This is a genomic window from Synechococcus sp. W55.2 (assembly GCF_047461635.1).
In the GTDB taxonomy this organism is placed as follows: Bacteria; Cyanobacteriota; Cyanobacteriia; order Thermostichales; family Thermostichaceae; genus Thermostichus.
On record NZ_JANSHM010000009.1, the window covers coordinates 1 to 25,088 of the forward strand.

Sequence of the window (25,088 nt, forward strand, 5' to 3'; positions counted from 1 at the left end):
CGGCTGTCTGGCAAGGAGAGACGCTTTCAGTCGCGTCAGCGTTGCGTAGCAAAAACGTGGGTCAATCATCGCATCTCCAAAGCTATTGTCTCTAGGGCAAAGGCGACAAACAGCGCTATTGCTCTGGAAGACTTGACAGGGATTCGGGAAAGGGTCAATCAACAGCCACGCAGCAAAGCCGAACGGCGCAGGGCCAACAGTTGGGCGTTTTATCAACTCCGTCAATTTTTGGAGTACAAGGCTCTGCGTGCAGGGGTTGCTTTGATTCTGGTGCCGCCTGCCTACACGTCGCAGACCTGCCACCGGTGTTTGCACATCCACCCTGAGCAGGGCAAGTCCTACCGCAGTGGTAAGTCGTTTAAGTGTGGGCACTGTGGATGGGAAGGGGATGCGGATTTGAATGGTGCGAATGTGATTGCGCTTTTTGGGGCTGTCGTAAACCAGCCTAGAGGTCCGGGCTTGTTTTGTTCTCTGGTAGAGCAGAGCAGGCTCAGGGCTACTGAAAGCCCGCCCCGTACCGCTTGGCGGTCGGAGTCGGGTAGTTTACAATCTTCGGGCTGTTTCTCTGCCATTCGGAGCAGCTATGCCCACAATACCTACCTCTCACCGACCGGCGGAAGATGGCTGTTGAGATTATTCTCAACAAACAGGCCGGCAATTCCAGCTCTGGGTTTGGCTTGGTCTCTAGCGAGGGCCATAGGTTGTCCAGTAGCCGCGTCCTTGTCTTTTGGCTGCATCGGCAGCTTCGGTGAGAATGGGGCCGTACTTCAAGCCATCGGTTTGAGGCGACAACAGGCCGTGCCCCAAAAACAGCATTTCCTGGTTGATGAGGGTGTTGGCTTGCCAAACGTAGGCAGGCAAGGTGGGAGCAGGGGCTAGGGCAGGATCCAACTCCAAAAACACCTCACGTCCCAGCAGAGCAGTCTGCAAATATTGGCCGGCATTGTAAACTGCCAAAGGGGTTTGTCCGCGCAACTCTGTCCAGTTGGGGTTGATCGGGTCAGGCAAGGGATCGATCCCAATCAGTTGCACCAGCCGCAAATTCAAGTCTCCTTCAAGCTGGACAACCAGGGTGTTGTAGTTGACCACCCGAACCACGGCTGCACGTTTGAGGTCGCGCAGATCTGGACGCGCCACCAATGTTAAAGCCCAACCGGGCAATGTCGAGAATATCAAAGGCAAGGCCAGAAAGCTGCCCAGCTTGATCAGGCTCCGTCCATTGGATACAAGCGAGGATCTGGAGCCGGGGGAAGTCGCAGCAGAACGCAGGGATTTTTGCAGCATGGACTTTAGCCGTTGCATGGCGGACTTGACGATAGGGATGGTTCGCATGGTTGACCTTTGGATCTCACACTGCCCTCACACCGCTGCCCACTGGGCCTCAATGCGGGATCCGGCTCACCTGCCGTCACTCTACAAAAAACTGGAGTAGATGGGTCAGGTCTGGAAAATCTCTCTCGATTTTTGTCTTGATTTTTAGATGTGCTACCTATCCGGTCAGCAGTTGTCAGCGCTGACAACCTGTGGTTGGTCATTTCGATTCAAACTGGGACACTGTACCCACACCTAAAACATGCATGAAACATGCATGGGGCCACAGGGCTTTTCTCAGCTGCCCAGGCGTCTCACCCTAAACTGAAGTGACTAAGTCCTTCCGAGCAGCAGGATTGTCTTTTGGTCTTCCCTCTTTGCGAAGGAAAGGGGGAGTGCTTGGAAACATTTTCAATTCAGTTTGAAACAATTACAGTTGTCCAACTCTCAAATCTCTCAAAAGCGCAGCCCCTAGAGGGTAGCAGGGTTCTTTTCGACTGCTTCGGACAAGAGGGAGTTGACCAGCACGGTTACCAACCCCAGTCGATTGCCCGCCAAAATATCCGTCAACAGGCGGTCTCCCACCATAGCCACTGCTTCTACCGGCAAGCCCATCTGGGCTACGGCCCGCCGCAAAGCCCGCCGTGAGGGTTTCCCGGCCCGGTGAATGTAAGGCAGATCCAGGCTTTCTCCGATTTGTTGAATCCGGTTGCGATTGAGGTTGTTGCTCACCAGCCAAATTTGAAAGTGCGGACGCAACTGCTCCAGCCAAGCAGCCACAGCGGGATCCACCTCAACCTGTCGGCTCGGCACCAGTGTACCGTCTACGTCAAAGATGATGCCTTTTACCTGCCAGGCCCACAGGTCTTCTGCCCGCAACTTTAAGACAGTGCCGGCCACCACCAGATCCGGTTGCAGGAGCTTGAACCAAGGTTTGTGTACCATCCGCTCCGAAAGACCTACGAAACGCTAACAAACACTGCCAGAGTGTTCAGTGCCTGCCGCGCTTCTGCTTCCTTCCTGCTTCAGCGACCCATGACTAGCGGCAGAGTTCACCCCTACCGCCCCGCCAGAGGAGTCTCCACAGGCGTCACTTCCCCACGAGCTGTGGGTAGTTCTGTACCACCGCACCAGGTTTAGGGCTGCATTCAAGTCGCGGTCTATCTCCAGACCACAACATGGACAGCAAAACACCCTTTCCTGTAGTGGCATCTTCTGTCGGTGACCACACCCAGAACACAGTTGGCTGGACGGATAAAACCTATCCGCCACCACCACCTGACAGCCGTAGAGCTGGGCCTTGTACTCTAGCTGTCGCCGTTCGCGATAGCGGGACGGAGTCCTCAACTCGTAGAACCCACAATCTGACAGCGCTCCTGCCAGCTTGCGGTTCTGGAGCAGGTTCTTTACCTGCAAGTCCTCTATCACCACCACCCGGTATCTCTTGGCCAGGTAAGTCGTCAGCTTGTGCAGACTGTCTTGCCGATCGCGTAAGCGGGACGGAGTCCTTATGTCTGCCACCCGCTTGTGAGCTTTGCCCAACTGCACCACCGCCTTCTTACGGTTGGCGGATCCCTTCTGCTTGCGGCTCAGCCGCCGTTGCAGCCTAGCCAGCCGCTGCCTGGCCTTGCGGTAGGGCTTTGGATTCGCGAATACTTCCCCGTCGGAACAGGTGGCCAGGTGATGGATACCTAAGTCCACTCCCACCACCTCTCCGGTCTTCTCCACCTGGAGTGTTGGAGCTTCGTACTTGAAGGAGATGTACCAATGTCCAGCGCGAAGGCTGATGACCACGTTCTTGGGTGTGGCCGCCGGAAGCAGCTCTGCGCAGCGCAGCCAACCGAAGATAGGCACCTTGATACGGTTGCCGGAAATGCGGATGTTGCCCTCTAAGTAGAAGCTGTCTCGCACTCCCTTGCGCTTGAAGCGGGGGAACTGACCTAGCCCCTTGCGCCAGCGCTTAAGGGCCTGCTCCAGGTTGCGGAGTGCCTGCTGAGGGGCGCATTTGGAGACCTGGTAGTACCAGGGATGCGCTTGCTTCACTTCAGCTACCAGGCGCTTGTGCAGGTCAATGGCGGTGGGGAGTTTTTGCTGGTTCTCCAGGGCTTGCCGACAGACCTCTAGGCCCCAGTTGTAGGCGTGGCGAGCTACCCCGGCGTGTTGAGCGGCTAGAGTTGTTTGCTTGTGGTTGAGGATGAGTTGTGTTTGGAAGCCCAGTAACATGTCCGCCACACCGCAAAGCGTCCATGAGTTTCGTGCAACTTTTGGCTTGGCGCTCACCAGCCTCTTCCAGCTTTAGGTAGCCAATGTTGACTACTGTAAGGTTTTCGGCCTATTGCTGTCAGCCCTCCTCGGCTAAGGACTTGGTTGAGGACTATGGTGGGATCCCTGGGCAGCTTGCCGACGCTCTTGAATAATTTGCAATTGGGCTGCCTCGTGCTCTGCTAGGGTTTTGCTGAAAATGTGAGTGCCATCGTAGCGGGCCACGAAGTAGAGATAGTCGGTCTGCTCAGGCTGCAAAACGGCTTTTAGGCTGGCCAAGCCCGGACTGGCGATGGGACCAGGGGGCAAGCCCGGGTTGAGGTAGGTGTTGTAGGGAGAGGGGGTGCGCACCTCCGCAAGGGTGAGGCGGCGATCTGGGGTTTGCCGGATATTCAAGGCATATTCCACCGTCGGATCGGCTCCCAGGGGGATCCCTTTCTTAAGCCGGTTCAGGAAGACACCTGCAATCAAAGCGCGTTCTTCCGGCACCACGGCCTCCCGCTCCACAATGCTGGCCAAGGTGACCCACTCGTGCAGAGACAGGGAAGTGGTGTGCTGGCGAAACAGGGGCAGGGCCACCGCGACAAATCGCTGCAGCATGGCGTCGACCACCATCTGGGCCTTTTCCCGATCCGGCAGGGATCCCTCCACCTGTTCGATGGGGAAAAGATAGGTGTCTGGGAACAGGTAGCCTTCTAGAGAGCTCAAGTGGGGGGGCAGCCAGTCGAGGGGGGGAATCACTCGGGTTACGGCAATGAAGGCATCGGCTGCTAGCCAGTTGCGTTGGGCCAAAGCCTCTGCCATTTGCTCGATGCGCCAGCCCTCCGGGATGGTCAGCCGTCTTTGCAGGATCCTTCCCTGCCGCAGTTGTTGGGCCACGGCCAGCATGTCTTGGTTCGGATCCAAAGCGTAGGTGCCCGCCTGAAACACCCAGTCGCGCCCGAAGGTGCGGCTCCACAGCTCCCAAGCCAGAGCTGAGCGAATCACCCCTGCTTGGCGCAGTTTTTGCCCGATCAGACGGCTGCTGCTGCCCGGCTGGATTGTTACTTGGATCGGTTCTGGGCCGCCCACCGGCTGTAGCCAGGTCTGCCACTGCCAGTAGCCCAATCCCCCGACCAGAACCAACAGGAAAATCAAGCTCTGCAAAAGACGCCGACCCCAGCGTTCGCGTAAGCGTTGCGTAGCAACATGGGGTGACCTGGGTATAGCGCCTTGGGCAGCAGAGCATTTGGGCAAGACGGGATCCTTTTGGGCCGAATGCTGAACGTAAACTACCCGACACCAACCGCTAGGCGGTACGGAGCGGGCTTTTAGTAGCCCTGCAGTTAGCAAGCCAACCACGAGCCTCTGGGGTGGTTTACAGCACCCCCAATCGACCGTTACCAGTGCCTTAAACAACCGTTTCTGGTGTCCGCAGTATTGTTATAGCATTCCTCCCGACACCGACCCTACGGGTACAGTGCGGGGCTCCTGCAATTTCTAGCTGATCTGTCATTGCCTTTCCCTCCAAACGGCCTGAGCACACCCTTGAGCCAGGCTATCCTTCGGACTCAATCCTGGCTAGGGCGTCGCCGGACTCTCAAGGCCGATTTCCCCCCTAACTTGGGATCAACTCTCCTGGGCTGGGGATCCCGTTGTTCTCGACCGTCCGCTGTCCGATCCAAGTGCCGATGGGTTCTCCCTGCACCACTCGATAAATATTGCCAGGGGTAGTCAGGTCAAAGACCACGATGGGCAATTGATTTTCCTTGCAGAGGGCGATGGCGGTGCTGTCCATAACCCGCAGATCGCGGTTCAGCACATCCTGATAGCTGAGGACATCGTAGCGGCGGGCCTGAGGGTGAGTCTTAGGATCCGCATCGTAAACTCCGTCCACCTTGGTGGCTTTGAAAATCACCTCGGCATCGATCTCCGCCGCCCGCAAGGCCGCAGTGGTATCGGTGGTGAAGAAGGGGTTGCCAGATCCTGCCCCAAAAATCACCACCCGCCCCTTTTCCAGGTGACGAATGGCGCGGCGACGAATATAGGGCTCCGCCACCTCCTGCATGGCGATGGCCGTCTGCACCCGGGTGGGGATCCCGGCTCGCTCAATGGCATCCTGCAGGGTTAAGGCGTTGATGACGGTGGCCAGCATCCCTACGTAGTCGGCAGAAGCCTGATCCATCCCTTGGGCAGCCGCCTCTTTGCGCCCGCGCCAGATGTTGCCCCCTCCCACCACAATCGCCACCTGCACACCGGCCCGTACCACTGAGGCCACTTCGCCGGCAATGGACTTCAAGACCTCGGGGTCGATCCCGTAGGGGCGCTCCCCCATCAGGGCTTCACCACTCAACTTCAGTAGAATCCGTCGATATTTCATGCTTATCCGCTCCGGCCCACCCCTGCATACGATAGCAGGTTTGTTGAACTAGCTCCGCTCACAGGATTGACCGACAGAGCATCTCGACAAAAACAACCTTACTGCTGTTCTTCGCCAGCGCTGGCCTCGTTGTCGCGGGGGGCAGAACGGAAGCGGCGGCCATTGCGAGCACGACTTTTTTGGAACTGTTTGGCATATTCGCGGTTGCGCTCGGCTTTTTCCCGCTTCAGATTGCGTTTTTTGGCCATGCTGGTTTTCCTAACCGGTTATCCGGTATGTGGTGGAGTGCTGAAATAAGGCGCTCCCCATCGTAACATGCCTGGTTGGAACTTTTCTGGGGCTTTCTGCTCAACCGGCTATGGGCAGGGATCCCCACAACAAGACTAGGCCCATCAAAACAAACCCCACGCCTGCCAGGGTTTTGATCCAGCGAGGTGGGATCAGGCGGGCCACCCAAGCTCCTGCCCACACCCCAATTAGGCTGGTGCTGATCAAAGCAGCAGCAGCGCCCAAAAAGATTACCCCAGCGTTTTGCGAGCGGGCACTGAGGAGCAGGGTCGCCAATTGGGTTTTATCGCCCATTTCGGCCAGCAGAATCGAGCCAAAGCTCACTAGGGCGGCCCGTCCGGCCATTTGCCGCAGCAAAAAAGACGGGGTTCGGCTGTCGTTGTCTTGGATCAACACGTTCCTCGGTTGTTCTCCACTCTGTCCTGCCGGGTTGGCATCGGCTGCTCAGGGAGGCTAGCCCTCTGGGAGCTTGTTCCCCCGCCACTCCTGCCATAATACATAGCCCCCGATCATCAGGAACCCTGCACCCGCCAACCATTGCAGCCAGCCCGGGGGAATGACTTGGCCCAGACCTTCTCCCAGCACCACGCTGAAAAAACTGGCGGTCACCAAGGCACCGGCGGAACCGAAAAAGATCGCCCAAGGAGATTGGGATTGGGCACTCATGAGCAAGGTTGCCAACTGGGTTTTGTCGCCCATTTCCGCCACAAACACGGTTAAAAAAGTAACAAACCAGAGTTGCAGCGGGGATCCCTCAGGAAGATTGCCGTCGGAAGAGGGGGGGTTAGGGAGGGGCGGTGTCGTCGGAAGTCCAATCTCGGGGGCGGAAGACAAGGCCAAACTCTCCCCGGCAGGCTGGAAATCCACAGCGGATCCATCCCCGTAGAGATAGTGCTGCCCAACGGCCAAGAAACCGAAACAGAGAGCCGAGGACAAGGCAATCAACCCCAAGCCCAGGGCCATTTGCCCCTGCCAAGAACGCGGCGCAGCCATGGCGTCAGATCCTAACCACCGACATGCAGCTTATCCTGTTTTCAGCCGGTTCTGGAGAAGGCAAGAGCGCTAGAGTAAAAGAATCAGGGGCGTTGGCCGAGCGGTTTAGGCAGCAAACTCATAATTTGCCTTACACAGGTTCGATCCCTGTACGCCCCATCGGGAATTGCTGGACGAGGTTTTTGGGTTGAGGGCTGTTGACAGCGGGCCAAGTCGATCTCAATTCCCAAACTGGGAGGGCGGACATAGGACTGCGTTTCGCTAACGCGACCGAGGTCACTCTGGGCTGAGAGAGAACCGGTTGGGCACAGTTTCAAAGACGGGGGTTCAGCTCTGTGCGGGATCCCGTATCTCCAGAGCGAGGGATCCAACGCTCAGGCAAGGTGGCAGGGGATCCCCATTGGGACTGGAGCTGGCTGAGGAATTGTCCCTGCTGGGTGCGAAAGCCGACCAGATCGGATCCGCCATTCATCAGGGCAAACCAGATGTCCCCCTGCTCGGTTGGCAATACACCCGCCAAGGTGCTGACGCTCCTCAAGGTGCCCGACTTGGCAATTAGGATCCCTGGCAACAGACGCCGCTCCAACACTCCCACATCTTGGCCAACGACGGCAAAAGCATCGGCAAGAGAGAGCCCCTGCTCCTCCAAAAGAGATTGGATCGCTCGAAGCAAAGCTACATTGGCCCGCGGAGAAATGCGGTTTTCCACCCCCAACCCGGAACCATTGATCAGTTGCAGCTCTTCTGCCGGGATCCCGGCGATGGCTCGGGCAATTTGCGCCACCTGGTCAGCACCCCCCACCGCATCGGCCAACATCTCGGCCATGGAGTTGTTGCTGTAGAGGTTCATCAGCTTGACCAGGTGAATGAGGGGGGGGGACTCATGTCTGAGCAAAACCTGAGCGCCGGGCGGGATCTGCTGGGCAACCCGCACCGAACCCAAGATCTCCACCTGCGGTCTGGGTGTGCCGGGGGGTAAGGTTTGAAATTGGGCCTCCGCCTCTGGCGGCCAGCGCCGCGCATCCAGCCCCTGCCGCAACAGGGATCCCGATTGCGCCACATCCCGGGAAAAGTTCATGTAAAAGCGGCCCACCACCACCAGATCCCCGCGCACCTGGCGGATCCCATGAGCATTGAGCAGGTTGCCGACGGAGAAGGCTTCCTCCCAGACAAACAAGGGATCCTCCCCCCCCACCACCCAGAGATCCCCCTGCAGCACCCCGTCGGCTGTTGGCGAGCCGGTGGTCAGCCAAGGGGTTACAAAGCGATGTTGTGGGCCAAAGTGCTGCAAAGCGGCCAGTGTCGTTGCCACCTTGGTCAAAGAAGCAGCCGGCAAGGGTGTGGATCCCTGATGCTGTCCCAAAACAAGGATTCTGTCCCGCTGAGGCGAAGGATCCTCCATCTGCAGCCAAACCCCCTGAGCTGTGGGCGAAAACCCCCGACCGGCCAACTGAGCCAGATAAGTTTCCACCTGAGGTTGCAGGGATCCCTGCTCCGTCGCCTGGGAATGGGGAGACAAACCCAGCAACAGAATTGCCGCCGAGAGCAGTCCAACCCAGCTGGAAACCAGCTGTCTGCTGGGCCAGCCCCGCAGATGTCGTTCGCGATGGCGGCGCGGTTCCCCTGCCATAGGCATAGCGCGTTTCACGGGAAGCCCCCTCTGAACATCCCAACGGTGGAGGGGACGGATCCCTCAGCTCGTCAATTCCCAGCCACCCTCTTCCACAGGCTCTACATCGATGGTGCCGGGGGGTGTTTGCCGATAAAAACGTCCGTCTGCAACAAACAGCGGCTCTCCACAATTGGGGCAAAAGAAATGGCTGCCCTCAATGGCTTGCGATTCTGACCCACACACCGGGCAGCGATCCGTCGTGATCCAGCGGCGCGCCCACCAGCGAAAGGCCAGGAGCACCAATACCGGCAAGGACAGCAAAAGCAGCAACAGGGCCACCAATCCAGTGACCAGCCACCCCAGCCCGACACTGGTCAGCAAAGCTGCCAACGCCAGGGATCCCAGCCAGAACCCCCAGCCACCCAGAGAAATGGAATAGGTTTTGGGCTGCTCAAACCGCATTTTCGTTTTCCTTCCCCGATCACTACGCTTGCCAACGCTGTCAGGATGCCGCGGGCCTTTTCTTGAGTATGTTAGCCTAGGCGCGCCCGAACACCAGAAACAGTCCGCCACATGGCTCTGCTCTGTAGGCTAGCTCATCCCGGATGGATGAGGGATTGGGTTTCCCGCACCCTTCCCGAGGCTCTCCCGGCAGCCCATGCGCCTCAGTTGCGTCCCTGTTCTATTGGGCCTGAACTGAGCCTGAACGATGTCTTCAGCAACCAAGTCGGGTGGTGTCGTCATAAATGAAGTTATTATCAATTACAGAACTTATTGACTGTTACGGCGACGTTGCCCAACAGCGGAGGGGCGGCATCATGGTCTACACCGAAGAGGCGTTCAAGGCAGAGCTCAATGCCAAAGGCTGGCGAGCCACTCGGCAGCGGGAGATCATCCTGCAAACGTTTCAAAACTTGCCTGAGGGCACGCATCTGAGCGCGGAGGAGTTGCACAAAAAGTTGCGGGAAGAAGGCCACAACATTAGCCTTTCCACCATTTACCGCACCGTCAAGCTGATGTCCCGCATGGGCATTTTGCGAGAACTGGAACTGACCGAAGGGCACAAACATTACGAGATCAACCAGCCGGCCCCCCACCACCACCACCATCTGGTGTGCGTCAAGACCAACAAGGTGATCGAGTTCAAAAACAACGCCATTCTTAACATCACCCAGAAGGTGGCAGAAAAGTACGGTTTCAAAGTGTTGGATTGCCAGCTCACCATTATTGGTATCAGCCCAGAAGGGCAGCGCTCGATTTTGTAGCCAAAAATTCCCAAAGCTCAGGTTCTCCCAGAAGGGGAACTGTACTGGGCTGGTAGGAGGATGGGGATCCCGTCAACGGGAGGAAATGCCAGAATAGCTCCCGTGAGGCCAATCGGCAGTCGGCAACCGAGGCAACAGTTGAATGGTTGATGAATAGTTGATCTTCTTCACCCCACTAGATCCGGGAGAGGGCCATGAACGAACAGGAAGTGGTGCAGTGGCTGGAGCAGGCGCTGGCCAATCCCCGCCTTAGGTTACAGGCCAAAGCCCAACCGCTCCGGGACAGCCCCAAGGCTTATGCCCTTGTCATTATGATCAACCGTCCTGCCGGCCTTTCTCTCAACTACGAGGAGTTGACGGCCTGGTTCCAAAAGGCAATCCCCACTCGTTACCCCCAAGTCAAACGGTTGGCCCTCTACAGCCGCCCCATGGGCCAGCAGGCTGCCGATTGGAAAACTCAGGTGAGGTTGGATCCGGAGCCGACAACGACCAGATGGGATCCCGGGATGGAGTTCTCAGAGAGTCCGGATCTAAGCCGCTACTGCTTTGTCAGCGATCGCCAGTTGCTTACCGCCGACCTTCCTCAGCCGCCTGGTTTGCTCCGCCAGGCGGTTTTGGGTTTTCACGGCCTCACTTCTGGGCAAAAGCAGGAGGTTCTGCCCCTCCTGCCCACCTTGTTTCGCAATCCCAGCGCCGTCTCGACGGTGATGTTATCGGTGGAAGCGGCCTTGTGGCTGGAGCCTCTGAAAAGCCTGAATCCTCACGAGCTGCGTCTATTGAGCGTTTGGCTGAGCCGCTATTGCTTCAACCCCAGCCGCACCCTAGCGGAATTGGATCCCGCCACCTCAGGTCTCAAAACCGGACAAACCAAGCGCAGCTACCGCGCCCCTCAGGTGGGGGTTTCGCTAATGTTGGCCAGCTTTGCCGGCAACCTGACGGCGGCCTCAGGTGTGACCCTGAGCCTGCTGTTCGGTATGGTGTTTGTGCTTTTCCTGACCGTCTTGGGCAGCTTAGAGGGGGGATTCTCTCTGGGCTCTTTCATCTTCGCCATTCTGCTCACCCTCGCCTTCAATGCCCTGATCTTCTTTTTGTCCCCTTGGCTGATGGACTGGATCCAGCACAGCCTCTATGGTACCGAGTGGGTGAGCTTGGCGGAAATCGGGCGTCGCAGCCCAGAGAGTGCGGAGGTCATTGAACGGGTCTGCCGACAGTACAAGCTGAAGCAGCCGAAGCTGGGGCTGATCCGCGACCAAAACCCCACTGCTTTTACCTACGGCAGCCTGCCGGATACGGCCCGCATCGTCGTCAGCGAAGGGTTGTTCACCTACTTGGAAGATGAAGAGGTGGCTACGGTCTATGCCCACGAGCTGGGGCATGTGATCCACTGGGATTTCGCCGTCATGACCCTGGCTTCCACGTTGGTGCAGATTCTCTACCTTCTTTACGTCTACATGCGGGATGCGCGCGACAACGGCAAAAGGGGCAGCCTCCGCTCCCTGGCCTTGGTCGCCTACTTTTTCTATGTGGCCGGCTCCTACTTGTTGCTGTATCTGTCGCGGGTGCGGGAGTACTTTGCCGACCACTTTGCTGCCGAAACCACCGGCAACCCCAATGGGCTCTCGCGGGCTTTGGTGAAAATTGCCTACGGCATTGTGCAAGAGGGAGAGCGGGAGCGGGATGAGGAAACCCGACAGCGCAGTGCTCGCCTGCTGGAAGGAACGCGGGCTTTGGGGATCTACGATGCCAAGGCGGCTGTTACGGCGGGGACGGCCTACCGGGTTGCCTCGGATCCCGGCCAGGTGGGCAGGGTATTTTTGTGGGATCTGTTTAACCCTTGGGCCTGGTGGATGGAGCTGAACTCCACCCATCCCCTCACGGGCAAACGGGTGCGGGCGCTGGGCACCTATGCGGAGCAACTGGATCTGCCGGTGGAGTTCGATATGGCCAGCGTGGTTGCCCAGGGCAAGCAGCTCAACCGGCAACAGCTCTACGGGAACTTTCTGCTGGATATACTGCTGTTGAACGCCGAGTGGCTGGGGGCAATCGCGGGGGCACTGCTCGGGATCCCGGCTTTGCGGATGGGCTTCTATGACATCCTTGCCGGGCTGACCCTGATGGGGGTGGGCTTGGGCCTGCTGCTGAAGATGACGGTGATGTACCCCAGTCTGGAAAACCCGCCGGCGTTGACCGTGCTGAAGGCGATGAGCAATCCCTACGCCAGCCCTCTGCGTGGGCTGCCAATGCAGTTGGAAGGGCGGGTGATTGGGCGAGGGGATCCGGGCTATCGCTTTGGCTCCGATCTCAAGTTCCAGGATAAGACCGGCATGATCTTCCTACGCTATGCTTCCCGCTTTGGGCCGCTGGGCAACTTCCTGTTCGGGGCGTACCAGGCAGGGGGGTTGATCGGCCAAGAGGGATCCGCAGTGGGGTGGTTCCGACGGGGGGTGGCCCCTTACCTGGATCTGGCCCGCTTCCAAACCCGCCATGGCCAACTACTCACCAGCTACCATCCCTTCTGGCAAGCTGTCTGGGCTGTGCTGTTGTTGGTGGTTGCCCTGCTGGCAATGCTGCTGTTCTAGAGGATCCCGATCCTCAGCAGCCAAAAGCTTGCCTAGGCCATTGGGATTGGCTACTTTTGCCCACCGTTGACGCGGGCGTAGTCGTCGCTGAAGCGGACGATATCATCTTCGCCCAGGTACTGGCCATTTTGCACCTCGATAATCACCAGAGGGATGACGCCGGGGTTTTCCAGACGATGCTTGGTGCAAGGGGGCACATAGGTGGATTGGTTGGCCGTAATGAGCTTTTCTTCGTCTCCGCAGGTGACCTTGGCGGTGCCGGCAACGACGATCCAGTGTTCGCTGCGATGGTAGTGCAACTGCAGGCTAAGGCGATGCTTGGGCAAAACCACGATCCGCTTGATTTTGTAGCCAGGGCCCTCTTCCAGCACTGTAAAGCTCCCCCAAGGCCGACTTTCAGCATTGCTCTCGATCAGCTTGTTGAGGGTTTCGGCAGAGAGGGAAGGCGAAGGTTTTTCCGGTGAGGCCAGATTGGCATTGGGGGTTTCCAGCATGGGATGCTCTCCTTGGGAGGCCTACCTGTAGCTTATCTCAACAACCAACTCGAAGTCTGTTTGTTTATCTTTAGAACCACCAACAGATCGGCTTCAGCTCCTGGGGATCCCCAGCCAATTCGGGCTTGCCAGGGCAGTGGCTAGAATCCTGTGGAATCATGAATAAAGATCTCTGCAAAAAGGCCACTTCCCCATGCGTTCTTCCTCTTCTGTCCCTTCTTACCCGGTTCACATCCATGACCGCCAACGGGACACTCACTATCTAATCCAGGTGCCGGCGGATCAATACATTTTGGCCAGCGCCGAGGCCCAAGGGATCCAACTGCCCTTTGCCTGTCGCAACGGCGCCTGTACCACCTGTGCGGTGCGGGTACGGCGGGGATCCCTGTACCAGCCGGAAGCCATGGGCATTTCGCGGGAGTTGAAGGAGCAGGGGTATGGGCTGTTGTGCGTGGGCTATGCCCGCTCGGAGCTGTGGGTAGAAACCCAAGATGAAGATGAGGTGTACGAGCTGCAATTTGGGCGCTACTTCGGCCAGGGGCGGGTAAGGCCAGGGATCCCCATCGAGGATGAGTGATGTCTTCTTCGGCACCGGTTTCGTCTCAACAACTGTCGCCGGATCCCTTGCCCTCTCAGCCGAGGGGCTGGCTGCTGGCGGCAGCGGCGCTGATCCCGGTGAATCTGGCCCCCAGCTTGCTGTTGGCTTTGGTGGGAACGATTCAGGGTTATACCCGCTGCGGTGGCCGGATCCTGCGGGATCCTCTATTTGGACTGGCGGCTCTCCTGAGCCTGGCTGCGGTGGGAGTGGCCTTTTGGGGGGAGGATTGGCGACTGAGCCTGCCGGGGATGTTCAACTACTGGCCTTTTTTGTTGATGCTGCCGGCCTTTGCCGATGCGCTGGCCTCTCGCGGTAGCGGGACGGAGTTCCATCCTGTAGGCCGTCGGCGGTTGGCCCAGGTGTTGGTGCTGGGCAGCGGGCTGATGCTGCTTTTGGGTTGGGGAGAAGTGCTGTGGGGATGGCAGGGGCACTTCTTCTGGGGGCCGGTTTGGATTACGGGGGTTGCCGGGGGAGAGCGACCGGCGGCAGCCTTCACTTCCCCCAATACGCTGGCCATCTACCTGGTGATCCACCTGTGCTTGGCAGCAGGGCTGTGGCTGGATCGAGCCGATAGAGACTGGCCACAGGCAGTAGGGCTGGGAGCTGTGCTGGGGCTGGGATCCCTCTTGTTGCTGCTGACGGCCTCTCGCAACGGCTGGGGAGCGGGGGGGCTGGCGCTGGTGATAGGGCTGGCCCTACGGCGCTGTTGGTGGGGGATCGGGATCTTGGCCGGTCTGGGATTGGCCGGTTTGGCCGCTGCTTGGGATTGGCCGGGCTGGCGGGCTGTTGTGCCCCGATTGATTTGGAGCCGTCTGGCAGACACCTTCGATCCCCAGGCGCTCCATTTTAGTTCCACCGCCAACCGGCTGGATGCTTGGCAATTCGCCCTGCAGATGGTGCAGGAGCGGCCCTTGACCGGTTGGGGCTGGCAAAGCTTTGCCGCTCTTTACAATGCTCAAGATCCGCCGGAGCTGCTGGGCCATTGCCACAATTTGTACCTGCACCTGGCGGCTGAGGGTGGGATCCCGCTGTTGCTGGGCCATCTGATCCTGTGGGGCTGGATTTTGGCGCGGGGATGGCAAGCTTGGCGGCGCTCGCAAGAAAGCGTCCTGTTGGGGATGCTGCTGGCCTTGACGGCATTTTTTGCCTCAGGGCTTTTGGACGTGGTGATGTTGGATGGCCGCATTCACCTGCTGGTAACCTTACTCTTGGGGGCAGTTTGGGGAGCCAGCCTTGAGCGGCAAAGGGACTCCATCTCCGGCAAAGAGCAAGCCCAGAGAGGTTACCGTTGAGTGCTGCAATGGGATATCCCTTAGCTGGCAGTGAGCCCGGAGTCCATCAGTTGCTCACCGATTTTTGCGACGCGGAAGCAAGCTACAGCCAAGGGGCAGTTTACCTGTAGAGGGTCTTTGCGGTGAACCTGTACCGAGATGTGTTGTGGCCTCTGCTTTTTTCTGGGCTGAGAGCCGACCCGGAAGCGGTCAAGATGGGCCTGCTGCGCGCCTTGCATTGGATCGATGCCACCCAGGCCACCGGGATCCTATCGGCTCTGGAGCGACTGTTTTGCTACCGGGATCCCCGGCTAGCGGTGTCGCTGTGGGGCCTTACCTTTCCCAATCCCCTTGGGTTGGCTGCGGGCTTCGACAAAGATGGCCTGGCTCTGGGCGTCTGGCCCAGCCTAGGATTTGGTTTTGTAGAGGTGGGCACCATCACTCCTCAGCCCCAACCGGGCAACCCCAAACCTCGCCTGTTTCAACTGCCCCAAGATCGCGCCGCCCTCAACCGCATGGGCTTTAACAACCAAGGGGCGGCGGCTCTGGCGGAACGGTTGCGCCGGCTACAGCAACGTCCCATCCCCATCGGAATCAACCTGGGCAAAGCCAAAATCACCCCCCTAGAAGAAGCGGCTGCCGATTACCTGGCCAGCTTCCGGCTGCTCCAGGATCTGGGGGACTACTTTGTGGTCAACGTCAGCTCCCCCAACACGCCGGGGCTGCGATCCCTGCAGGCTGCTGAGCAACTGGAGCCCATCCTGTCTGCCTTACAGCGGGAAAATCAGAAGCGAAAACCCCTCCTGGTGAAGATCGCCCCCGATCTGGACTGGCCCGACATCGACAGCATCCTGGAGCTGGCCCAAGACCATCAACTGGCCGGGATCGTGGCCACCAACACCACCCTCCGCCGCGATAACCTGAAAACCCGTTTCCTGCCTGGCCGCGGGATCCCCTTCGCACCAGCGGAGTCTAGGCCAATCCTTGCAGAAGCCGGCGGGATCAGCGGTGCCCCCTTGCGGGAGCGTTCCACCCAAGTCATCCGCTACATCCACCGCTCCACCCAAGGAAAATTGCCCATCATCGGAGTGGGGGGCATCTTCACCTTGGCCGACGCCTTGGAGAAACTGGAAGCGGGAGCCAGCCTGCTGCAGGTCTACACCGGCTGGGTTTACGAAGGGCCGGGTATGGTGCCGCAATTGCTCCGAGGCCTAGCCCGCTCTTCTCCCCCCAGCCCTGATGTTACACTTCCCCCAGAGAATACCCCTGTGGGTCAGATCCAGGCGTAAGATCGTTAGGGATCCCTGAGGAAGCTTGCCGGTGAACCTGCTGCAACACCTCTTCAAAACCCCCCATCCGGTCATTGGGGTGGTTCATTTGTTGCCGCTGCCCACCTCACCCCGTTGGGGGGGGGACTTGGAATGGGTGATCGCTCAGGCAGAACAGGCAGCTACTGCCCTGGCTGCAGGAGGGGTAGACGGGATCCTCGTCGAGAACTTTTACGATGCCCCCTTTGCCAAGGATCGGGTGGACGCAGCGGTGGTCAGCGCCATGACCGTCATCGTCCAGCGGCTGAAAACCCTGGTCTCGCTGCCGGTTGGGATCAACGTCTTGCGCAACGATGGCTGCAGTGCTCTGGCAATTGCCGCCTGCGTGGGGGCGCAGTTTATCCGGGTGAATGTGCTCTGCGGGGCGATGGTGACCGACCAAGGCATCATTGAGGGGAATGCCTACCGCCTGCTGCGCTATCGCCGGGAGCTGGGGGCTAACATCAAGATTTTTGCCGATGTGCTGGTGAAACACGCCCAACCCCTAGGTCCCATCAGTCTGGATGCGGCCATCACCGACACGGTGGAACGTGGCCTGGCCGATGCCATCATCCTTTCCGGCTGGGCCACCGGCAAGCCACCCCTTCTGGAGGAGCTGGAGCTGGCCCGCAAAGTTGCTCCTCAGGTGCCGCTGCTCATCGGCTCGGGGGCTACTGCTGAAAACATCGGCAGCCTGATCCGGCGGGCAGATGGAGTAATTGTGGCCAGTTCTCTGAAGCGGTCTTCCCGTTCCGCAGGCATGCCGGCAGGCTATTCGGATCCCTTTCCCATGATCGACCCGATTCGGGTGCGGCAGTTTGTGGAAGCACTGCACCTTGCGCTCCGTGAGCGGGTCTCCAACCATGCTTATTTGGCCGCTCCCGGTTCTGGTTCCAACTAGCTGTTGGCGCTAAGATTGGGATCCGACTACAATGGGCGATTCCTCTTTAGCTATGCCATCCCTTGATCTGGAGGGCTTGGATTCTGCGTACCACCCTTCTGGTTCAGCAGAAGAAACCTTTTGGAGCTCTGTTCCGGCCCGGACTCCCCGCATTTGGGTTGTCGATGATGACCCAGTGGTTCGTTGCTACATTATCAATGTTCTCACAGGCTCCCAGTACTACGTGAAAAGCTGGGAAAGCGGCCGAGCAGCTTGGGATCCCTTGCAAAGCTTGGAAGAGAGCGAGTGGCCCGACATGGTGATCTGCGACTGGGTCATGCCTGAGATGTCGGGGGTAGAGTTCTGTCGCCGTCTCAAGGGATCCGCCGCAGGGCAGTTTGTCTATTTCATTTTGCTCACGTCCCGTTCTGAAGTTGAGGCTCGGGTAGAGGGGCTGGATGCGGGGGCGGATGAATTCATCACCAAGCCGGTCGATCCCGAGGAGCTGCGAGCGCGGGTGCGGGCAGGGTTACGTCTCCAGCGGCTCACCCAAGCTTTGGCCCAGGCCAACCGGCAATTGCGAGCCCGCAATGAGTTGTTGGAGTCTTTGTCTTTGACGGATCCCTTGACCGGGGCGCTGAACCGACGAGCTCTGGATCAGGCACTGCCCCATTTGCTCAAGCAGGTGGGAGCCCGCGGGGAAGCTCGCTACCGCTATCTCTGCCTGCTGATGATGGATGTAGATCACTTTAAGCAAATCAACGACAGCTACGGCCACTACATCGGCGACTGTGTGCTGCAGGCCATCGTCGGGCGGCTGCAAAATCAACTGCGGCCCTCCAGCCTGCTCTACCGCTATGGTGGGGAAGAATTTGTTTGCCTTACGCCCGGACTTAGCCCCTCTCGCTGTGGTCGCTACGCAGAGTCTCTGCGGCAGGCTATCGCCAAACGGCCCATTGACATCTCCCCCAAGCGCAGCTTGCCGGTTACCCTCAGCATTGGTGGGATCGTGCTCAGCGAAGACTACCGCCTGGAGCCGGAAGCTGCCTTGCAGCAGGCGGATAGCGCGCTCTACCAGGCCAAGCAGGCAGGGCGCAACCGAGTTCACATCCTCATCCCGACTCCAGGGGTTTATCTGCCCTCTTCCAGCGGATAGCCAGAGGCCACTGCCAAGGCTTCCAGAGAGCGAACGCCTGTGTAGGTGCGGCCATTGATGATCCAGGTGGGATAGCTGGTGATCCCCGCTTCTGTACATTCTCGAGCCTGTGGAGTGCCGGGGCCGTTGGGGGAGCACTCCACGTAGGGCACTTGCTCAAAAGCCGATCCGAACAGCTCCTTTTGGTCTTGACAATGGGGGCACCAATAGGCCCCGTACATAGTGCCGCCGATCTGCCGCAGGTGGGCTGCCAACCCTACCGCCAGGGGGCTAGGCGGGGGAACTTGGTTGGCGTACACCCCAATCGTGGTCACCAATGTGAGAAAGGCCACCAGAATGTAGCTGAAGGCCAGCTTGCCCCCATCCAACCAGCGGTGGCCCAGCATGGTCACCAGCCATAGCCCTGCCACCAAGATGATCGCGGTGGTGCAGTACATGCAGAATTGCCGTAGCACTGCCACCATCAGGTAAAGCATGTACATCTCAAAGGCGGTCATGGCGGAAACCAAGCCAAACAGGGCCGGCCAGCGCCACCGCTTCACCAATGGGAGCCCATCCGGCAGCACCGCCAGCGCCAAGACTCCCAGAAACCCCAGCAGGCCAACAGCCGCTGTCGGGATCCCCAAAAACTCTGCCCAACGGCTGGAGAGTACCAGGTCACACCTTCCATCCCCAGTGCAGAAGGCGGCGGGCTGCTCCGTCAGCTTGGTGTAGGTGAGATAGGCCGTCAGCAGGGATCCCAGGCTGGCCAAGATCGCCAAGATCAGACGGGAATGGCGCTGCAGCCAGGTCTCTTCTTGGGCTTTGAGTTTGAGATAAGAAGCCATGGAGTTTCAGGGGTTTCAGCAGTTGGACACCCCCGATTATAGTGGGGTGGAGCTGGGCTCGTCCGTGGGATCCGACGCAGAAGAGCGCACCTGGGCGGCAAACCTGTCTCCCAGCGGATCCAGCTCCCATAGGGATCCCAGTTTGGAGTCGGAGATAGGCCGGTCGCAGAGGCCCCAACGGCGGCGGAAGTAACGGGCCAGATCTTTTTCTGCCAGGGCCAGGTAGACCGGGCGACCATGAGGGCAAGTGTGGGGATTGGCGGTGCGCTGCCAAGCTTCCAACAGCTTTTGCATCTGCTCCAAGGTCAGCGGGATCCCATTGCGCAAGGCCCCTCGACAGGCCACCGCCACCTGGGCTGCCTGCACATCTTGACAAAGGCTGAGCTCTAGCAGGGATCCCTGCACCTCCTCTGGATCTTCCGATGCCAAGGCCAGAGGAATGCGTCGGATGAGATAGGTATTGGGGCCGAAGGGTTCCGGCTCCAGCCCCAACTGCTCCAACCGCTCCAGGGCTTGGGGCGACAGTCCTTGCAGCGTTACGGGCATCTCCGGTGCCACCAGTTGCCAGTGCTGCTGGATGTACTCGTAGCGAACTCGCTCGTGGGCCAGGTGTTGCTCCACCAGCCATAGCCCCTGGGGATGCTCCGCCAAGATGTAAGTCCGATGCAGTTGGGCCAGCGCTCTGAGAGGGGGTAGGAGAGCCGTTGGGCGGTCAGAGGGAGGAAAACGGCTCTGGAGATCGGGCGAGACTCGATAGACCACCTTGGCCTCGCTGGCCCGGATCAGATGCACAGAGCGGCGGCTGGCTTGCCCGGATCCCAATTGCAGAAGGGAGTGCAGGTGTTGGCGCAACTGCTCCTGGCGGGCCGTCAGATTCTCCAGGTAGAGCTCGCTTTTGGCAGGATGACGGTTCCAATCCACCTGCTCTGGGGGCAGGCGCAGGTGAACAACCACCAGTGGATGACGGTGGCGAGGCAACGCGTGGTGAAAAACCGACTGGATCAGCCGTTGCCAGTCGGGCATCTGCACAAACCGTCCGTTTACGGCCACGCGGATCCAATCGGGGTGAGGGCGATGCAAGCGATCCGGTAGGCCCAGCACCACTTCCCAATCGCTGTCCCCATCCTGGATCCGCCGATAGCGCAGATCTGAGGGATCCACCTGCGGCAACACCTGCAGCAGCAGATCTTGCAGAGACTTTCCCGGCCAGAGGCTGAGCAGCAATTGCCCTTCCTGATGCACCTGCCAACTGACCCAGGGATGGGCTAGGGCTGCATTCTGCACCAGGGTCAGGAGCGGGCGAGTTTGGGGCAAGGCCCGACGGCGCAGAGGCCAGTCGGCAAACAAATCCGCAACCGTGACCACCGTTCCCAAGGCAGTGGCTGCCGGCTGCTTGTGAACCAACTCCCCCTGTCGGTCGTAGGCGGCCAGCCAGCCGTGAGCATCGTCAGCGTGGCGGGTTTGGATAGCTAGGGATCCCAAGCGGGCCAGGCTGTGCAGGGCTTCCCCACGAAACCCCAGGCTGCGACCGTCCAACTTGCTGGTGGTGTGGCGACGGGCCACCTGCTCCAGCTCCGAAGCGGGGATCCCTTGGCCGTTATCGGCCACCCGCACCTGCCAGCGGCTGGGCCAGATCTCCACCTGAATGCGGGTGGCCTGAGCATCGAGGGCATTTTCCAGCAATTCTCGCAGAGCAGCCCCCAGCGAGTCGATCACCTCTCCCGCGGCCATCTGGGCGATCCGCTCTGGGTTCAGGGGTTGGATTTTGGACATGGAGTGAGTTGAGAAAGCAGACTCTCTTCCTGCCAGCTTGTCGCCAAAAGGCCAACAGCGCCGAGCTTTAGCTTAGCTCTCTCCCTCTGTTGCCAGTGGACAGCGCCTTGCCAATGGTTTTCATTAACTTCAAGGCTCCCCTCAGGCCAAGTGAAGGATTGAGGTTCCGCCTTCCTGCCCATCGGTAACCGCCAAGAACTTCGAGAAACTTCGAGAACAAGAGAGCTGAGCGGGTGGCCAGTCATAAGGAAACCTTAAAATCCCAAGGCCAGCCATCAGCCTCTACTAGGATTTAAATAGTAAAATTTCTCATTAATGAGGAGATTATGGCAGCACAGCAAGCTCCGGCCCGAGAGCTATTCAAGGAGGCTTTTGAGAATCGCTACACCTGGGACAAAGACTTTCCTGGCTACCGAGCTGAGATAACCTACTTTCCCAAAGAAGGTGACAGCAGCCTCTCCTTCTCAGGAGTTGTGAGTATTGACCGCAACATGAAGATCGATGTTGCCGGCGTCGAGGACGAGGAGATCCGCCAGAAAATACGGGAACAGATGTGGGAAGTCATGGTGCATCGCGTTCGTCATTCCTTCGACGAGGAACACGGTGGCCACACCTTTGCCTATGGAGAGCCACAAAATTCAGACATCACTGAAGTTCTTGTTTCGGGCTTATCTTCTACCGATAGGTACTGGGTTCAGGGCAAGCACATTCAAATGGTACATCGCCATCTTGCCAATCGGACAATTACAGTCTCAGTTCAAGAGTTTTACGATACAGGTGAGGGCTACCTACCCACTCACTACACTGCTGAGTATTGTAGCCCAGGAACTGGAGAAAAAACTCAAGCAAAGATGATCTACGAAGATCGTTATCAAAAAATAGGTCGGTATTGGATTCTGGTTGAGAGAAGAATTTGGGAAGAGCAGGATGGCCAAAAAAGTTCATCCCCTCAACTTTTCCTCTTCTCTAATATTCGATTTTTCGAATAGCTGAGAAAAATAAGTTTTTCTTTGCGGCTGTGGGCATCTCTAATTATAGAAGGTGATGAGGTGCTCACAGCCAAGCTCAAAACAGATGGCCACAGGGTACAGCCTGTTAAGGACTCAAGGGGTACAATAGCAGCACTTAGCAAACCAACTTCGGAAGGAGGATGGATTGATCAGTAGTAAAGAAGTCTTCACTATCTGCTCCATGCTATATTTCCCAATTCTGCAAAGCTGCCGAATAAAATGCTTCAACACCGACCACATCATCTCAATGGGATTCAACTCCGGCGCATACACAGGCAGGTATAGGATTCGTGCTCCTGTCCCCCTAATCAATTCCTCAACTTCCCGACTCTTGTGGATATTTAAATCCTTCCTCGCATCTAGCTTCGGACATAGCTCGCTTCTCAAAAACTCCAAAAAGTCTCCTTTCTTCATCCCACCCTTGATGACACGACAGCCAACTACACCTCTCAAGGAAATAGCTCCAATAACCGTATACTTTTCACCCTTGTATCTCTGACGATAATGATAAGCCATTTGACCACGTAAACTCCGAGATACTCTCCGCTCCATTCCCTCCCAGACTCCCGTCTGGTCGATGGCAATCAAATCCTCCGCTGGAATATTCCTGACTTCTTGACTATAAGCTAGTCGTTCCCTTTGCACCTCCTCTTCTTTGACTTTTGCACTGCGGTAGGTCTTTTTTTTAGAGTCATTCCTTGCTTTTTCAAGAAATTATGTATCGTGACGATGCTTACATTGATTCCTAAGCGCTCGCGCAACAGTTCTTGATACTGCCACAGGTAGAAGTCTGGGTGTTCTGTAATAATTGCCATCACTTCCTGCCGATGTTGTTCCAAAATGCCCACTCGCTTGGTGCCTGCTTTCTTAGGGGCTAAATCTTGAGTTTGTTGGTACTGTCGCACCCAGCGGTGTACTGTTCTTTTGGTAACCATGAAGCGTTTAGCTACCTGGCGGATGGAGGTGTTACCTGCCTGATAGGCTGCTACAACTCTTTGCCGCAAATCCAAAGAATGAGTCGGCATTCCTTTCTCTCCTTCCTCTTGAATACCTGTACCCTATTTTAAATTAAAAGGCTGTATCTTTTTTGGAGTTACCTATGTCTAAGCTGGACTCAAAAAATGCACCTGGACACCAGGTACTGGCTGCGGCAGGTAAAAAGGCACTTCGACCGGGGGGCTTTGGCGCTACCGAACGGCTCTTCAAGTTTGCCGAGTTCCGTCGAGGAGAAACTGTGCTGGAACTTGCCTCAGGCCTTGGCTACACGGCTATTCGATTGGCAAAGCGCTATGGCATACATGTTACCGGCATTGAGAAAAATCCAGATAACATTGCTCGCACTCGCGCTAATGTTTCTGCAGCAGGGCTAGCCGGCCAAGTTGAGATCCTCGAGGGCGATATCTTTCACCTAGATCAAATCGATCAGAAATTTGACTATGTCTTGGCGGAAGCTATTTTAACAATGCAGTCCGATGCAGGAAAATCTAAGATTTTGTCAGGGATTTACAATTGCCTCAAGCCAGGGGGTAAGTTCCTCAGCCATGAGCTGCGAGTTGAGGGATCCAACAGCGACGCTATCCGCAAGGAGTTATCCTCCGTAATCCATGTCAATGCCAATCCTTTATCTACTGACAGCTGGCTTGCAACTGTTCAGCAAGCAAATCTTACGGTTGTCCAGTATGCCACCGGCCCCTTAACTTTGCTCAATCCCGTTGCTATTGCTACAGAGGAAGGATTGCCGACGCTCTTAACTATGGTGTGGAATGTGCTTACACGTCCTGTAATCCGGCAGCGGATCTTATCTATGAAGCAAATCTTTAGCCGATATCGAAATAACCTAGGCTACATCATACTGATTGCTAAGAAGGAGGCTTAATGATGTCTCTTGTCTCCCCTGAGTCACCTTTTTTGCAGCTCAAAGATCACATTGCTTATTCTGTGGAAGGAGTTCTCAGCAAGATCATTTGGAAAAGTGAAGTCTGCCAACATACTCTTTTCTGTATGGCGGGAGGCACAAGTATTTCCGAGCATACCTCCACAAGGGACGCTACTCTCCACGTCATTGAAGGAACTGGAGTCTTAACCCTTGCAGGTGAGAAGATCTCTCTATCTCCGGGCATATTTGTCTTAATTTCGGCAAATGTTCCCCATGAGTTAGAAGCCACTGCTGACCTTGCTTTTGTTCTGACTTTATCAAAGGCAAGTTAAGAACGCCGCCTTTTACTCAGCCAGCCGCTTAACATCGCCAAAGCAAACATTCCCAGCAAAGCAAAGCCCAGCAGCCACCTTCCCTGCTCTAGGATCCCTGCCCCCAGAGCCACTACTGGGGGTGTAGAGACGGCAATGCCCAAAGCTAGGGCGAGAAGAAAGTTCTGCCATTTTATTTGGGTTAGGCCGGCGGCGTAGGCGACAAAGTCGAATAGGCCCGTCATTAAAAAACCAGCTGTAAGAAAAATATTGTTTTCCAGATAGTTAGCTGAAAGGGCATCGACTTTGTACATCCATTGTCGCCCAACTACTCGCTGTACTAGGTCTCTACCAAACTTTCTGGCTAGGTAGAAGTTAAGTGTACAAGAGATAAAATCAGCAATTGCAATGTAAAGGATTCCCGATCCAAATCCAAAGAGGGCTCCTGCCAAGATGGAGTAAAGGGTGCTGGGTATGGCAGGAATAATAATACTCAGGGAGCGTAATCCAATCAGGGCAAGGGGTGCCCAGGGGCCTAGTTTTGCTATAAATTCTCGAGTTGCCTCTGGATCTAAGCGACGGGCCAGCAAGATGGCAGCTAACAGGACAACAAGCAACAACAGCAGTGAGAGGATGTCTTTCCTTTTTCTGGAATTGATTTTGCTGCTAGAGGACAAATCCTCTGAGGGGGTAGGGGACGATCCTACTGACTCGCCATCTGCTGACTTGTCAAAGGTAGTGCCGGGCGGATAATAGAGTTCATCCTTCAGGATCCAACCTGTTTTCTGTTGCAGATAGGCATGTGTGCTCAAGCCCAGACGCTTTGCCTCGGTGGCAACAGCCTTGTAGTCTAAGCCCAATAGCTCGCAGAGCTCTTTTTGTCGAATACCAGAAGGTGGCTGCATAGGGCAAAAGA

General features: G+C 57.3%; 25 protein-coding genes, 1 tRNA gene and 1 pseudogene. 12 read left to right on the top strand and 15 right to left on the bottom strand.

All coding sequences use genetic code 11. The annotated features are described in order from the left end of the window. Window positions 1-522: pseudogene (locus tag NW828_RS03400) on the top strand (RNA-guided endonuclease TnpB family protein); the annotation flags it as partial. Between the two features lie 162 nt (window positions 523-684). On the opposite strand, the gene NW828_RS03405 reads toward NW828_RS03400, so the two are convergent. From NW828_RS03405 to NW828_RS03440, 8 genes are all read right to left on the bottom strand, one after another. Further along, complete coding sequence (locus tag NW828_RS03405; protein WP_414381517.1) at window positions 685-1,332, bottom strand: thermonuclease family protein; 648 nt, start codon at window positions 1,330-1,332, stop codon at window positions 685-687. Window positions 1,333-1,782: 450 nt separating this feature from the next. Continuing rightward, window positions 1,783-2,256: a YqeG family HAD IIIA-type phosphatase gene (locus NW828_RS03410; protein WP_011433863.1), complete on the bottom strand. Its 474-nt coding sequence runs from the start codon at window positions 2,254-2,256 to the stop codon at window positions 1,783-1,785. Between the two features lie 24 nt (window positions 2,257-2,280). Then, complete coding sequence (locus tag NW828_RS03415) at window positions 2,281-3,534, bottom strand: RNA-guided endonuclease InsQ/TnpB family protein (protein WP_414381609.1); 1,254 nt, start codon at window positions 3,532-3,534, stop codon at window positions 2,281-2,283. Window positions 3,535-3,666: 132 nt separating this feature from the next. Next, the gene (gene mltG, locus NW828_RS03420) at window positions 3,667-4,710 is read right to left on the bottom strand and encodes an endolytic transglycosylase MltG (protein WP_414381520.1); all 1,044 of its coding nucleotides are present in this window, start codon (window positions 4,708-4,710) and stop codon (window positions 3,667-3,669) included. Between the two features lie 460 nt (window positions 4,711-5,170). Further along, window positions 5,171-5,932, bottom strand: a complete 762-nt coding sequence (gene pyrH, locus NW828_RS03425; protein WP_011433861.1) for a UMP kinase — start codon at window positions 5,930-5,932, stop codon at window positions 5,171-5,173. Window positions 5,933-6,030: 98 nt separating this feature from the next. Then, complete coding sequence (locus NW828_RS03430) at window positions 6,031-6,180, bottom strand: hypothetical protein (protein WP_011433860.1); 150 nt, start codon at window positions 6,178-6,180, stop codon at window positions 6,031-6,033. Between the two features lie 100 nt (window positions 6,181-6,280). After that, window positions 6,281-6,616 (bottom strand): TMEM165/GDT1 family protein, encoded by a 336-nt coding sequence (locus NW828_RS03435; protein ID WP_414381523.1) that lies wholly within the window; start codon window positions 6,614-6,616, stop codon window positions 6,281-6,283. Window positions 6,617-6,673: 57 nt separating this feature from the next. Continuing rightward, entirely contained in the window at window positions 6,674-7,213 is a 540-nt protein-coding gene (locus NW828_RS03440) for a TMEM165/GDT1 family protein (protein WP_414381525.1), read from the bottom strand. An 86-nt stretch (window positions 7,214-7,299) separates the two neighbouring features. On the opposite strand from NW828_RS03440, the gene NW828_RS03445 reads away from it, so the two are divergent. Beyond that, window positions 7,300-7,372 (top strand) — tRNA-Ile (locus tag NW828_RS03445). Between the two features lie 154 nt (window positions 7,373-7,526). Here the strand turns inward: NW828_RS03445 and NW828_RS03450 are convergent. Continuing rightward, entirely contained in the window at window positions 7,527-8,861 is a 1,335-nt protein-coding gene (locus tag NW828_RS03450; RefSeq protein WP_414381528.1) for a D-alanyl-D-alanine carboxypeptidase, read from the bottom strand. Window positions 8,862-8,906: 45 nt separating this feature from the next. Then, window positions 8,907-9,287 carry a hypothetical protein gene (locus NW828_RS03455; RefSeq protein ID WP_414381531.1) on the bottom strand — a complete coding sequence of 127 codons (381 nt, stop codon included), beginning with the start codon at window positions 9,285-9,287 and terminating at the stop codon, window positions 8,907-8,909. 356 nt (window positions 9,288-9,643) lie between these two features. On the opposite strand from NW828_RS03455, the gene NW828_RS03460 reads away from it, so the two are divergent. Together NW828_RS03460 and NW828_RS03465 are read left to right on the top strand one after the other, a co-directional pair. Beyond that, the gene (locus tag NW828_RS03460) at window positions 9,644-10,090 is read left to right on the top strand and encodes a Fur family transcriptional regulator (RefSeq protein WP_011433855.1); all 447 of its coding nucleotides are present in this window, start codon (window positions 9,644-9,646) and stop codon (window positions 10,088-10,090) included. A gap of 194 nt (window positions 10,091-10,284) precedes the next feature. Then, a complete protein-coding gene (locus NW828_RS03465; RefSeq protein ID WP_414381534.1) occupies window positions 10,285-12,669 on the top strand; it encodes a M48 family metalloprotease in 2,385 nt (794 codons plus the stop codon). Between the two features lie 50 nt (window positions 12,670-12,719). Here NW828_RS03465 and NW828_RS03470 read toward each other — a convergent pair whose 3' ends face one another. Then, entirely contained in the window at window positions 12,720-13,163 is a 444-nt protein-coding gene (locus tag NW828_RS03470) for a phosphomannose isomerase type II C-terminal cupin domain (protein ID WP_011433853.1), read from the bottom strand. A 193-nt stretch (window positions 13,164-13,356) separates the two neighbouring features. Between NW828_RS03470 and NW828_RS03475 the strand changes: the two genes are divergently transcribed. From NW828_RS03475 to NW828_RS03495, 5 genes are all read left to right on the top strand, one after another. Then, a complete protein-coding gene (locus NW828_RS03475) occupies window positions 13,357-13,740 on the top strand; it encodes a 2Fe-2S iron-sulfur cluster-binding protein (RefSeq protein WP_414329322.1) in 384 nt (127 codons plus the stop codon). Beyond that, window positions 13,740-15,053 (top strand): O-antigen ligase family protein, encoded by a 1,314-nt coding sequence (locus NW828_RS03480; RefSeq protein ID WP_414381537.1) that lies wholly within the window; start codon window positions 13,740-13,742, stop codon window positions 15,051-15,053. Before NW828_RS03475 ends, NW828_RS03480 begins: the two co-directional genes overlap by 1 nt. 122 nt (window positions 15,054-15,175) lie before the next feature. Beyond that, window positions 15,176-16,321 (top strand): quinone-dependent dihydroorotate dehydrogenase, encoded by a 1,146-nt coding sequence (locus NW828_RS03485; protein WP_011433850.1) that lies wholly within the window; start codon window positions 15,176-15,178, stop codon window positions 16,319-16,321. A 31-nt stretch (window positions 16,322-16,352) separates the two neighbouring features. After that, a complete protein-coding gene (gene btpA / locus NW828_RS03490; RefSeq protein WP_414381540.1) occupies window positions 16,353-17,240 on the top strand; it encodes a photosystem I biogenesis protein BtpA in 888 nt (295 codons plus the stop codon). A 76-nt stretch (window positions 17,241-17,316) separates the two neighbouring features. Beyond that, on the top strand, window positions 17,317-18,375 hold the full coding sequence (locus tag NW828_RS03495) for a diguanylate cyclase (protein WP_414381543.1): 1,059 nt from the start codon (window positions 17,317-17,319) through the stop codon (window positions 18,373-18,375). On the opposite strand, the gene NW828_RS03500 is transcribed toward NW828_RS03495, so the two are convergent. After that, window positions 18,351-19,202 (bottom strand): vitamin K epoxide reductase family protein, encoded by an 852-nt coding sequence (locus tag NW828_RS03500; protein ID WP_414381546.1) that lies wholly within the window; start codon window positions 19,200-19,202, stop codon window positions 18,351-18,353. The genes NW828_RS03495 and NW828_RS03500 overlap by 25 nt on opposite strands. Before the next feature lie 36 nt (window positions 19,203-19,238). Further along, window positions 19,239-20,975, bottom strand: a complete 1,737-nt coding sequence (gene mutL / locus NW828_RS03505; protein ID WP_414381549.1) for a DNA mismatch repair endonuclease MutL — start codon at window positions 20,973-20,975, stop codon at window positions 19,239-19,241. A 326-nt stretch (window positions 20,976-21,301) separates the two neighbouring features. On the opposite strand from mutL, the gene NW828_RS03510 reads away from it, so the two are divergent. Beyond that, the gene (locus tag NW828_RS03510; RefSeq protein ID WP_011431401.1) at window positions 21,302-21,964 is read left to right on the top strand and encodes a DUF3386 domain-containing protein; all 663 of its coding nucleotides are present in this window, start codon (window positions 21,302-21,304) and stop codon (window positions 21,962-21,964) included. A gap of 114 nt (window positions 21,965-22,078) precedes the next feature. On the opposite strand, the gene NW828_RS03515 is transcribed toward NW828_RS03510, so the two are convergent. Further along, a protein-coding gene (locus tag NW828_RS03515) for an IS630 family transposase (RefSeq protein ID WP_414381552.1) occupies window positions 22,079-23,010 on the bottom strand; the annotation gives its coding sequence in 2 pieces (ribosomal slippage) (window positions 22,079-22,674 and window positions 22,674-23,010; 933 coding nt in all). A 74-nt stretch (window positions 23,011-23,084) separates the two neighbouring features. On the opposite strand from NW828_RS03515, the gene NW828_RS03520 reads away from it, so the two are divergent. Both NW828_RS03520 and NW828_RS03525 read left to right on the top strand, forming a co-directional pair. After that, complete coding sequence (locus tag NW828_RS03520; RefSeq protein ID WP_414358094.1) at window positions 23,085-23,861, top strand: SAM-dependent methyltransferase; 777 nt, start codon at window positions 23,085-23,087, stop codon at window positions 23,859-23,861. After that, window positions 23,861-24,193: a cupin domain-containing protein gene (locus NW828_RS03525; RefSeq protein WP_011433845.1), complete on the top strand. Its 333-nt coding sequence runs from the start codon at window positions 23,861-23,863 to the stop codon at window positions 24,191-24,193. The genes NW828_RS03520 and NW828_RS03525 overlap by 1 nt, the downstream gene beginning before the upstream one ends. Here NW828_RS03525 and NW828_RS03530 read toward each other — a convergent pair. Further along, window positions 24,190-25,077, bottom strand: a complete 888-nt coding sequence (locus NW828_RS03530) for a TVP38/TMEM64 family protein (RefSeq protein WP_228375352.1) — start codon at window positions 25,075-25,077, stop codon at window positions 24,190-24,192. The genes NW828_RS03525 and NW828_RS03530 overlap by 4 nt on opposite strands. Window positions 25,078-25,088: the final 11 nt, after the last annotated feature.

Bases quoted from the DNA above. Each gene is read 5' to 3' on its own strand.
- mutL (WP_414381549.1), bottom strand. From the start codon at position 20,975: ATGTCCAAAATCCAACCCCTGAACCCAGAGCGGATCGCCCAGATGGCC.
- NW828_RS03470 (WP_011433853.1), bottom strand. From the start codon at position 13,163: ATGCTGGAAACCCCCAATGCCAATCTGGCCTCACCGGAAAAACCTTCG.
- NW828_RS03455 (WP_414381531.1), bottom strand. From the start codon at position 9,287: ATGCGGTTTGAGCAGCCCAAAACCTATTCCATTTCTCTGGGTGGCTGG.
- NW828_RS03440 (WP_414381525.1), bottom strand. From the start codon at position 7,213: ATGGCTGCGCCGCGTTCTTGGCAGGGGCAAATGGCCCTGGGCTTGGGG.
- NW828_RS03410 (WP_011433863.1), bottom strand. From the start codon at position 2,256: ATGGTACACAAACCTTGGTTCAAGCTCCTGCAACCGGATCTGGTGGTG.
- NW828_RS03460 (WP_011433855.1), top strand. From the start codon at position 9,644: ATGGTCTACACCGAAGAGGCGTTCAAGGCAGAGCTCAATGCCAAAGGC.
- NW828_RS03500 (WP_414381546.1), bottom strand. From the start codon at position 19,202: ATGGCTTCTTATCTCAAACTCAAAGCCCAAGAAGAGACCTGGCTGCAG.
- NW828_RS03530 (WP_228375352.1), bottom strand. From the start codon at position 25,077: ATGCAGCCACCTTCTGGTATTCGACAAAAAGAGCTCTGCGAGCTATTG.
- NW828_RS03415 (WP_414381609.1), bottom strand. From the start codon at position 3,534: ATGTTACTGGGCTTCCAAACACAACTCATCCTCAACCACAAGCAAACA.
- NW828_RS03405 (WP_414381517.1), bottom strand. From the start codon at position 1,332: ATGCGAACCATCCCTATCGTCAAGTCCGCCATGCAACGGCTAAAGTCC.
- NW828_RS03510 (WP_011431401.1), top strand. From the start codon at position 21,302: ATGGCAGCACAGCAAGCTCCGGCCCGAGAGCTATTCAAGGAGGCTTTT.
- pyrH (WP_011433861.1), bottom strand. From the start codon at position 5,932: ATGAAATATCGACGGATTCTACTGAAGTTGAGTGGTGAAGCCCTGATG.
- NW828_RS03465 (WP_414381534.1), top strand. From the start codon at position 10,285: ATGAACGAACAGGAAGTGGTGCAGTGGCTGGAGCAGGCGCTGGCCAAT.
- NW828_RS03525 (WP_011433845.1), top strand. From the start codon at position 23,861: ATGATGTCTCTTGTCTCCCCTGAGTCACCTTTTTTGCAGCTCAAAGAT.
- NW828_RS03430 (WP_011433860.1), bottom strand. From the start codon at position 6,180: ATGGCCAAAAAACGCAATCTGAAGCGGGAAAAAGCCGAGCGCAACCGC.
- NW828_RS03475 (WP_414329322.1), top strand. From the start codon at position 13,357: ATGCGTTCTTCCTCTTCTGTCCCTTCTTACCCGGTTCACATCCATGAC.
- NW828_RS03480 (WP_414381537.1), top strand. From the start codon at position 13,740: ATGTCTTCTTCGGCACCGGTTTCGTCTCAACAACTGTCGCCGGATCCC.
- NW828_RS03520 (WP_414358094.1), top strand. From the start codon at position 23,085: ATGTCTAAGCTGGACTCAAAAAATGCACCTGGACACCAGGTACTGGCT.